Annotated in this window: 9 protein-coding genes and 1 pseudogene; 5 read left to right on the forward strand and 5 right to left on the reverse strand. The window is 62.1% G+C overall.

The annotated features are described in order from the left end of the window. Both E5W87_RS30125 and E5W87_RS30130 read right to left on the reverse strand, forming a co-directional pair. A pseudogene (locus E5W87_RS30125) lies at positions 1 to 212 on the reverse strand (inorganic phosphate transporter); the annotation flags it as partial. A 287-nt stretch (positions 213 to 499) separates the two neighbouring features. Then, complete coding sequence (locus E5W87_RS30130; protein WP_292405958.1) at positions 500 to 1036, reverse strand: TetR/AcrR family transcriptional regulator; 537 nt, start codon at positions 1034 to 1036, stop codon at positions 500 to 502. A gap of 141 nt (positions 1037 to 1177) precedes the next feature. On the opposite strand from E5W87_RS30130, the gene E5W87_RS30135 reads away from it, so the two are divergent. Both E5W87_RS30135 and E5W87_RS30140 read left to right on the forward strand, forming a co-directional pair. Then, on the forward strand, positions 1178 to 2446 hold the full coding sequence (locus E5W87_RS30135; protein ID WP_292405978.1) for an efflux RND transporter periplasmic adaptor subunit: 1269 nt from the start codon (positions 1178 to 1180) through the stop codon (positions 2444 to 2446). Further along, positions 2443 to 5529: an efflux RND transporter permease subunit gene (locus tag E5W87_RS30140; RefSeq protein ID WP_292405961.1), complete on the forward strand. Its 3087-nt coding sequence runs from the start codon at positions 2443 to 2445 to the stop codon at positions 5527 to 5529. The genes E5W87_RS30135 and E5W87_RS30140 overlap by 4 nt, the downstream gene beginning before the upstream one ends. 74 nt (positions 5530 to 5603) lie before the next feature. On the opposite strand, the gene E5W87_RS30145 is transcribed toward E5W87_RS30140, so the two are convergent. Together E5W87_RS30145 and E5W87_RS30150 are read right to left on the reverse strand one after the other, a co-directional pair. Beyond that, positions 5604 to 6077, reverse strand: a complete 474-nt coding sequence (locus E5W87_RS30145; RefSeq protein ID WP_292405981.1) for a L,D-transpeptidase — start codon at positions 6075 to 6077, stop codon at positions 5604 to 5606. 241 nt (positions 6078 to 6318) lie between these two features. After that, entirely contained in the window at positions 6319 to 6819 is a 501-nt protein-coding gene (locus tag E5W87_RS30150) for a hypothetical protein (RefSeq protein ID WP_292405964.1), read from the reverse strand. Between E5W87_RS30150 and E5W87_RS30155 the strand changes: the two genes are divergently transcribed. Further along, positions 6812 to 6979 carry a hypothetical protein gene (locus E5W87_RS30155; RefSeq protein ID WP_292405967.1) on the forward strand — a complete coding sequence of 56 codons (168 nt, stop codon included), beginning with the start codon at positions 6812 to 6814 and terminating at the stop codon, positions 6977 to 6979. The genes E5W87_RS30150 and E5W87_RS30155 overlap by 8 nt on opposite strands. Positions 6980 to 7076: 97 nt before the next feature. Here the strand turns inward: E5W87_RS30155 and E5W87_RS30160 are convergent, their stop codons facing one another. Then, the gene (locus tag E5W87_RS30160; protein WP_292405970.1) at positions 7077 to 7763 is read right to left on the reverse strand and encodes a response regulator transcription factor; all 687 of its coding nucleotides are present in this window, start codon (positions 7761 to 7763) and stop codon (positions 7077 to 7079) included. A 47-nt stretch (positions 7764 to 7810) separates the two neighbouring features. Between E5W87_RS30160 and E5W87_RS30165 the strand changes: the two genes are divergently transcribed. Both E5W87_RS30165 and E5W87_RS30170 read left to right on the forward strand, forming a co-directional pair. Beyond that, entirely contained in the window at positions 7811 to 8590 is a 780-nt protein-coding gene (locus E5W87_RS30165) for a response regulator transcription factor (protein ID WP_292405982.1), read from the forward strand. A 74-nt stretch (positions 8591 to 8664) separates the two neighbouring features. Continuing rightward, positions 8665 to 9940: PAS domain S-box protein (locus E5W87_RS30170; RefSeq protein ID WP_292405973.1), on the forward strand; the 1276-nt coding region annotated here is incomplete at its 3' end.

A 9940-nucleotide genomic window follows, 5' to 3' on the forward strand; every position in this document is an offset into this window, starting at 1 on the left:
AAGCCCAGCGCAATCAGCAAGGCGATGCCAAGCAGAATCCATGGCACTGTCTTGGCCACGGCCAGATCCTGACCGAGCGCGTAGTCGACATAGACAATACCGGCGAGCACCAGCACGCCGAAGGCCGGCAGGAACCACTTCGCGCCGCCTGATTGATTGAGCGGATGGTCCGGTCTCGGAATGCCCGCTTCATTAGAAACTATATCCACCATGTCCCACTCCTTTTGCATCGCAGCAAAGAACCGGGATCGACGCTATGTCCGCACAATGAACCCTGTGTGACGGCACGGATCGCGCGGCAGGCGCCGATCGGCTGCGCCTGGGCCGCAAGTTGGGAACATTCAAAAATCGTGATTTGCGTCTTGGCCGACAGGATTTGCTGACTAGAAACCAAAGGCATGAAGCCGAAGAATGGATGTCATCAAATCCGATGCACTGCAGGCGCAGCGGGCAAATTCACCCTCGGTTCAAGCCCGAGCGCATGCATTGGGCGAATACACTATCCCGCAATCTCCAGCAACGACGATACCAGCAAACGGCGTTCGTCCCGTGAAAGGACGTCCGAATCGAAGAGGTTCATGCTGCGAAGTCCTTCGATGGCGAGGTAGCAGACCAGCAACGCCTTGAGGTCCGGCGTCTCTCCTTTGAGCCGCTCGAAAACCTGCCGCCTGAACGATTTTATCGGTGTCAGGAAATCGGGATCCTCGGCGATCGCCGAAAATATCCAGGAAGCCGACGGTTTCGATTCCTCGGCATGTTCGGCCGAAAGCTTGATATAGGTCGCAAGCGGGCTTTCACCGCTGGCGCCGGCCGTGCGGGCGGCGTCCAGCGCCTGCTCGAAGGCGCGCAGGTAATCCTCCACCAGCGCCTGCATGAGTTTCGCCTTGGTCGGGAAATTGTACAGCAAGCCGCCTTTCGACACGCCGGCTCGGCTGGCGACGGCGTCCAGCGACAGGCTGCCGGGACCCGTCTCGCGCGCCACAGCGGCGGCGGCGGCGAGAATCTTCTCGCGCGAATTCGCTCTTCGGGTCTTCATCAGTCGTTCCCCATACATTAGCTTAGGCGGAATTGACAAGACCGTCCAGACGGTACAGTAAGATCGCCGTCATTTGAAATCGGGACCAGTCACAGGTATGTGTTTCCATCCGACCGTTATACCGGGCCATGGCCAAGGGGACTGTTCGTGATCAAGCGCTTCATCATCGCCTTCATTCTGCTCGTGCTGGTGTGCGGCGGCATCGTCGGCTTCAATTTGTTCCGCGACAATGCGATGCAGCAATTCTTCGCCACGATGAAGCCGCCGGCCGCGACCGTGTCGACGACAATCGTCAAGCCGACCAACTGGACGCCGGGCGTCGAGGCGATCGGCACCGTTAGCGCGGTGCGCGGCGTCGACCTGACGGTCGAAACCGCCGGCATCGTCAAGGACATCCTGTTTCACGCCAATCAGAAGGTTGAACCCAACGCGGTTCTCCTTCAGCTCGATGATGCCGCCGAGCGCGCCGATCTCGACGCGACGAAGGCGCAAGCAGCGCTCGACCAGACGGCGTTGACACGCGCCCTTGAATTGCAGAAGCGCGGTGTCGGCTCGGAATCGACGCTCGATACGGCGCGTGCAACCGCATCGGCTTCCGCTTCGCAGGTCAGCAGGCTGCAGGCGGTGCTCGATCAGAAGCTACTGACAGCGCCCTTCGGTGGCACAGTAGGCATTCCCAGGATCGATCTCGGCCAGTATCTCTCACCCGGCACTTCCGTAGCGACCCTGCAGGATCTGGAGACGATGCGCGCCGATTTCTCGGTTCCCGAACAGCAGCTTCCGCTGCTGAAGATCGGCCAGAAGGTGCGGCTGGGCATTGGCGACGGCGAGCTGCCGTTCGCCGGCACCATCCGCGGTATCGACCCGAAGATCGACCCGACCAGCCGGCTGGTGACGGTCAGGGCCGAGGTCGCCAACCCCGAAGGCAAGCTGACCCCCGGCCAATTCGTGCAGGTGCGCGTCGAATTGCCCGAGGAAAACAACGTACTGACGGTGCCGCAGACCGCGCTGACCTCCAGCCTGTACGGTGACTTTGTCTTCGTGGTGCGTCCGGCGAAGCCGGCCGCGGCCAATGGCGCCGCCCCTGCTGCTGCAAAGCCGGAAGAAAAGCCCGCCACGGATGATGCTGCGAAGCCCGCGGCCGAAGCACCCGCGGCAAAACCGGAGGAAAAACCGGCTGCCGCCCCGGCCGAACCGAAAGCGGAAGAACAGAAGCCGCAGCTCGTGCTTGCCCAGGTGTTCGTCAAGCCGGGCCGCCGCAACGCCGGCCTGGTTGAGATCCTGGAAGGTATCCAGCCCGGCGACGAAGTCGTTACGGCCGGCCAGAACCGGCTCTCCAACGGCATGTCCGTTGCCGTCGACAACACGATCGACCCGACCAAGCCAGCGAACCAGCAGGCCCAGCAATGAGCTTTTCCGACCTCTTCATCCGCCGTCCGGTCCTTTCGACCGTGCTCGCCTTGATGATCCTGCTTTTGGGTTTCCAGGGCATCTTCAACCTTTCGATCCGGCAGTATCCAGAGGTTGAAGAAACGGCCATCACGATCACCACGGCCTATCCCGGCGCCAGCGCCGACTTGATCCAGGGGTTCATTTCCGCGCCGATCGCCCGTGCCGTCGCTTCGACCGAGAACATCGATTATGTCACGTCGGCGAGCCGGCCGTCCTCCAGCACCGTGACGGTGCAGATGAAACTCGGCTCCAACCCCGACGTTGCGCTGAACGAAGTCTTGTCGAAGGTACAGGGCGTGCGCGGCGATCTGCCGGAGGAGTCCGAAGATCCGGTGATTGTCAAGGGCACCGGCGAGCAGTTCGCGATGATGTATATTTCGATGCAGAATCCGAACATGACGCCGGAACAGCTCACCGAATATATCGAGCGCGTCGTGCGTCCGCGCATGTCGACGGTCGAGGGCGTCGCCGACGTGCAGATATTCGGGGCAGCCGAATATTCGATGCGCGTCTGGATCGACCCGATCAAACTGGCGGCGCGCGGCGTGACGGCGTCGGAAGTGCTGACCGCCATCAACAATTCGAATTTCCTCTCCGCGCCCGGCAATACCGAAAACGAATATGTGGTTTCCTCGATCACCGTTCGTTCGACGTTGCAGACGCCGGAGGCTTTCGCCGCCCTTCCGCTCCGCTCCAACAACGGCAACGTGGTGAGACTACGCGATGTGGCGCGCGTCGAGCTCGCCGCGGCGAACACCGACACCAGGGTCAGCTTCAACGGCAAGCCCGGCATCTTTCTCGCCATCTTCCCGACGCCGGCCGCCAATCCGCTGACGACAGCGCAGGCGATCCACGAAATTGTGCCGACGATCCAGGAGACGCTGCCGCTCGGCATGACGATCGAGATCGTCTATGATTCGACTGAGCAGATCAGTGCCTCGATCGAGGAGGTGTTCAAGACCATCGGCGAGGCGGTCGCCATCGTCATCGTCGTCATCCTGCTCTTCCTTGGCTCGTTCCGCTCGGTGCTGATGCCGATCGTGACCATTCCGCTGTCGCTGATCGGCGTCTGTTTCCTGCTGTTTTCAGTGGGCTATTCGATCAACCTTTTGTCGTTGCTGGCCATGGTGCTGGCGATCGGCCTCGTCGTTGACGACGCCATCGTTGTGGTGGAAAATATCCACCGCCATATGGAGGAAGACGGTTTGTCGCCGATGCAGGCGGCCTTCAATGGCATGCGGGAGATCTCGTCCGCCGTCATCGCCATGACGATAACGCTGGCCGCCGTGTTCGCACCGCTGGCCTTCACCGGTGGCCTGACAGGCGCACTGTTTCGCGAATTTGCGGTGACGCTTGCCGGCTCGGTGGTGCTTTCAGGTGTCGTCGCCCTCACCATCACGCCGATGATGTCGGCACGCATTCTGAGGGCCGGCTCGCACGGCCGTTTCCAGCGCATTGTCGACAACACGTTCGGGCGCGTCGAAAACGTTTATGAGCGGCTGGTCAGCGGCTCGCTGAAATATCGCCCGGTGACGCTGATGATCGTCATCGCACTGGTCGCCACGACCGGCTTCATGTTCACCAAGACCGCGAGCGAACTGGCGCCGGAAGAAGACCAGGGCTTCCTGCTTTCGCTGGTGACCGCGCCGCGCTACGCGACGTCGGACTATACCGAGAGCTACGTCAATCAGATACTCGGACTGGTCGATGACCTGCCTGAGACGCGGGCACGGTTCTCGGCGGTCGCCTTCGGCGGCGGCCAGACGAATACCGCTTTCGTCGGTTTTGCGTTCAAGGACTGGGCCGACCGCACGCGCAGCTCGAAGGAACTCCAGGAAGACATCACGGGTCGCCTCAGCAAGGTGGCGGGCGTCGAAGCTTTCGTCTTCGCACCGCCGACGCTGCCCGGCTCCGGCGGCGGCCTGCCGATCACGATGGTGGTGCGCTCGACCGGCGAGGCCTCCCAGGTGTACGAGGCGGCTGAGGACATCAAGAACAAGGCGCAGGCCTCCGGCCGCTTCTTGGTCGTGCAGAATTCGATGACCTTCGACGCGCCGCAAGTGACGGTGACGATCGACCGCGACCGCGCCGCGGCGCTCAACCTGCCGATCGCCGACATCGGCCGAACGCTGACCCTCTTGGTCGGTGGCGCCGAAGTGGCGCAATTCGACCGCGAATCCAACAGCTACGACATCATCCCGCAGGTGCCGCAGCAATTCCGCGACAACCCTGAAAAGCTGGCTGAGTATTTCGTGCGCAGCGCATCGGGCGAGATGGTGCCGCTCTCGGCGGTGGTGAAGATCTCGACCAATGCCTCGCCGGCCGTGATCGAGCAGTTCAACCAGTTGAACTCCGCCACGATTTCCGCTCTGCCATTGCCCACCGTCACCACCGGCGACGGGCTGAAGACCATCGAGGATATCGCCAGGGAAAGCCTGCCCGAGACGTTCTTCATCGACTATACCGGCCAGTCGCGGCAGGAGAAGGAACAGGGCTACACGATCATCATCGCCTTCGCAGCCGCCGTTCTCGTCATCTATCTGGTGCTGGCGGCGCAGTTCGAAAGCTTCCGCGATCCGTTGATCATCATGATGTCGGTGCCGCTGTCGATCTTCGGCGCAATCGTGCCGCTCAATCTGGGGCTGGGGACGCTCAACATTTATACGCAGGTCGGCCTGATCACGCTGATCGGCCTGATCACCAAGCACGGCATTCTTCTGGTCGAGTTCGCCAACCAGCAGCGCGAGCACCACGGGATGCGGCGGCGCGATGCGATCGTCGCCTCGGCCAGGGTGCGGCTGCGGCCGATCCTGATGACGACGGCGGCGATGGCGCTCGGCGTGGTGCCGCTGATTATCTCCAGCGGCGCCGGTGCCGCGGCACGCTATTCGATGGGCCTGGTGATCTTCACCGGCATTCTGGTGGGAACCATGTTCACCCTGTTCGTGGTGCCGATGTTCTACACCTTCATCGCCAGCAAGGACCTGCCGCATCATGCCGAGAAGCCGGACCCGAAGCTGATGCCGGTGCCGATTGATTGATTGACGAAAAAGGCCGGAACTTCCGGCCTTTTTCTTGAGCAGTCATACCCGGCAGGCGGATCGTCTTTGGTTACCTATTTGACGATGACGATCCGGGTGTTGGCCGGGCCGAAAATCTCGACAAGCTGGTAGAAATCGGCGGCATTGGCCGGATGCAGCCGCACGCAGCCATGCGAGGCCGGCTGTCCCAGGCGCTTGACGAAATTGGTCGCATGGACGGCGTAGCCGCCCTTGAAGAAGACCGAATGCGGCATCGGCGCGTTGTCGTATTTCCTCGAATACCACATTTGGTGCATGCGGGTCGGCTTGAACGAGCCGGTCGGGGTGACATGCCCCTTGGCGCCGGTCGAGACCCTCCACGCGAAGGTCGGCCGCCCGTCGACCAGGACTTCCATCGTCTGCTGCGAAATCGAAATCCGCGCCACGAGCTGATTGGCAGCCCGATTGGCGGCATGGGCAACGCCATTACCGGCGCCGAACAGAAGAACCGCACCCGTCAGGGCGGCGGCAGCGATGTTGATGAGCTTGGCAGAAATGGCGGTGTACATGATATCCCCCTGTCTTCCGGACATGGCCGGCTCCAATTCGATAACCGGCTTATCGTCGGGCGATGTTTCGAATTGATTTCGTTTGGCGGGTATTTCTGTTTCGAATCTGTTTCCTCCGGTTAACGACTGGAAACCTATGCGAGGAAATCCCGAGGCGGAACCGAGGACATGACGTCCTCGTCTAGCCGAGCCCTGGCCAGCAGAAGGTGCAGCCATCGCTAAACGAAAGCGCGATTTTCCCTCATATGAAAGAAATTTGACTTGCCTCGAAACCAATTTGCAACAAAGCGCGCGCGCCTGCGGCATGATCTGGATACAGGCCACCCGCAAAGTTGACGCAACGAAAACAGCCGGCACAAACGAAGATGAACCTGCAATCGAACACGATGTCCTGGCTTTTCAGGATAAGCATAGCCGCAGCGATCCTTGGCGGCGTCGGCACCTTCGCCGGCGGCCCGACGACGAAGCTTGCGGGGATGACTTCAGGCGAAGTTTCGACGCTGCATGCCGCACTGTTTTTCGCCACGGTCTGGATCGTATCCAGCCTGCGCATTAACCGGCTCAAGGCCCTCTGGCGGGTCGGTTTTGGGCTGAAGAAGATGCGCGGCCCCTCCGGCAACTTGCAGCCGAGAGGACCGAAGGCCCGCGCCGCGACGGGGGGCTCCGCTGGCGGCGCGGGCGCTTCGGGGGTTTCCCTGAAGCAAACCTGAAACCGAATTTGGGGAACAAAAACGATGAACACGAAATTTGCTGCTTCGGTGCTTTCCGCGCTGCTCTACGCGCAAGGCCTGCTCGGCTTTGCCGGCCTCGCCACCGTGCTCCTGACAGATCGGGCCCATGCCAGTGAACTCGGCACGGCCTACGAAATGCCGTCAGGTCCGTCGCTCCTCGTGGTGCGCTGAGTGCAAGCGCATGACCCCGAAATCGGAGACGATTTTCGCTGGGGATCATGCGCAAAAATTGAAGTGCTACAGCATCCTTTGCGAAATGGACCAGCCGTCAGTCGGCGAACTGCGTCGGCGGATCGAACCGATATCCCGCACCCCGTATGGTGGTGATGGTTTCGGTGTCGAGCTTGCGGCGCAGCCGCACGATGCGCGAATCAATCGAGCGATCGAAGGCATCGGCATTCTCGGCGGGCGCGGCGGCAATGATGTCGTCGCGCGTCAAGACCTTGCGCGGGCTGGCCAGAAACAGTCTGAGCAGCGCCACCTGACCCGGCGACAATTGTTCTTCGGTGCCGGAGCGATGCATGACCATGGCCGACCGGAGGTCGACCGTCGCGTTCTCCAGCACGATCAATTCGCCGGTGTTCCTGCCGCGCCGTGCAAGCAAGCCGCCGATACGGGCGGCGAGTTCCCTGACATTGAGCGGGCTTTCGACGACGTCGGCAGCACCGAGTTCGAGCGCCAGCACCTTGTCGACGAGATCGGCCGGCCGGCAGATCAGGATGAAATCCGGCCCGCCCTCGCCGCCATGGCGCCTGAGCAGATCACGCCCTTCCGCCTGGCTGAGGCTGTCGCCGACGACGACGACATCGATGCCCTTTCCGGAAAGCAGGGATTCGGCCTCCCATGGCTGCCGCGCGGCGCGCACGCCATGACCGCGCCGTTCAAGATGGTCGGCGAGATCGGTCGCGACCACTTCGGCGACGGAAACAAGCGCGATAATGGATCGTGCAGCCATTTTTTTCCCACCCTGCAACCGGCAACCCAAGATGAGCGCTGGACATGATGTTTATACCCAATCTACTTTCCACTGAAAGCGGGAGCGAGAGCATAGTGCGGGCACGAATTGTCATCGTCGAGGACGAGCCCGATCTGAGGGACGCGGTCGCCGAGTATCTCGGCGCCAGCGGCTACGATGTCGCCACGGCCGAGAGTGCCAGCGCCGCGCGAACCTTGCTGGAAACGCAGTCGTTTCACCTGGCCATCCTCGACATTGCCATGCCAGGCGAAGACGGCCTGTCGCTCGGCCGCTGGCTGCGCTCGAAAATGCCGATCGGCATCATCTATGCCACCGCCGCCGGCACCGCGCTCGACCGCATCGTCGGGCTGGAACTCGGCGCCGACGACTACATCGTCAAGCCTTACGAATTGCGCGAGGTGCTGGCGAGGGTCCGCAGCGTGCTGCGCCGCGTTCCGCAGCCGACCGAGCCGCAGGGCGCCAAGGCCGAAGCAACTGCCAATCGCCGTTACATGAGCTTCGGCCCCTTCCATGCCGATCTCGACGGCAGGTTTGTCACCGGCACCAATGGGACGGTCATCGACATGGCCAAGAGCGAGTTCGACGTTCTGGAGGTATTCCTGACACGCGCCAACCGATTGTTGACGCGTGCAGCGATCTCCGAGGCGATCGGCTTCGTGGAAGATCCTGAATCGTCGCGCGCGGTCGACATCCGCATCATGCGGCTGAGAAAGAAGATCGAGGCGGACCCGGCCAATCCGAAATTCCTGCGCACGGTGCGCGGCGAAGGCTATATCTTCTCGCTGCCGACCGGCGAAAGCAACTGAGCGGAGCGACCGCCTGGTATCGTCCTGGCCCGGCGTCACTCTGGCCTGGTACGATTCTGAAATGATGGCTGACCATGATGGTTGAAGCAGCACCCAGCGATGTGCACGGCGTAAGGCAGGGCGCGGCGATGGCCGCTGTCCATGTCGTTCGCCGGCTTCGCGAAGCTGGCGACTGGCAGCGCGAGATGGACAGCATCCTTGAAACGCTCTGCGGGGCCATGGATTGCCAGCGCGGCATCCTGTTCCGGCTGCGCGAGCTGCCCGGCCAAGGCTTTGCCCAGTCGGTCGCGGCCTACTGGATCGACCCCCGATTTGGCGGCGAGTTGGCGTCGCCGACGATCATCATGCAGTCGGTCGTCAATTCGGACCCGCTGCTGGAACGGTTGGCGGAGGACGAGCGGCAAGGCAAGATCTTCGCCGGACACACGCGCGACCTCGAAGGCTTTCTGAGGACCGACTTCGAAAAGCAGCATATCAAGTCGTTCCTGTCGGTGTCGGTCTTTGCGCATGGCCATCTGTGGGGCACGCTGGCGGTCAACGCCTGCGTGAACGAGCGTGAATGGACCGACGAGGAAGAGGCGACGCTGCACATCGTGGCACTGGCCATCGGCGACGCCATAGAACGATCGCTTTCCGATGCCCATGCCAGCGAAGTCATCCGCCGCACCATGCTGCAGGCCTCGCTCGACGCCATCATCGTCATCGACGAGACCGGCTCGATCATCGAATTCAATCCCGCCGCCGAAAAGATGTTCGGCTACCAGCGCAGCGACATCCTCGGCAAGGACCTGCTCGACACCGTCGTTCCGGAATATTATCGCAAGGGCTATGTGTCGGGCGCCGAATACATGTCGGGCCGCGGCGCGCCGATGGTCGGCCAGCGGATCGAGACCGTCACCCAGAATGCGGCCGGCGAGGTCTTTCCGATCGAACTGACGGCGACCGAGATGCGGGTCGCCGACCGCCGCCTGATCTTCGGCTCAATCCGCGACCTTCGCGACAAATTGCGCGCCGAAGAGGAGATCGGCCGCCAGCGTGAAAAGCTGCACCAGAACGAAAAGATGGCGGCGATGGGCTCGCTGCTTGCCGGCGTGTCACACGAGCTCAATAACCCGCTTGCCGTGGTCGTCGCCCAATCGACGCTGTTGCATGAATTCGCGTCTGACCCGCAGACCAAGGTGCGCGCCGAGAAGGTGCGCGCTGCCGCCGAGCGCTGCGGCCGCATCGTCAAAAGCTTCCTCTCGATGGTCCGCCTGCATCCCGCATCGCAAGCCGAGACCGACCTCAATCAGGTGGTCCGCGCGGCACTCGTAGTGACCGCCTACGGCGCCAGGTCGAGCGGCATCATCA

Source organism: Mesorhizobium sp. (assembly GCF_004962925.1).
GTDB lineage: Bacteria > Pseudomonadota > Alphaproteobacteria > Rhizobiales > Rhizobiaceae > Mesorhizobium.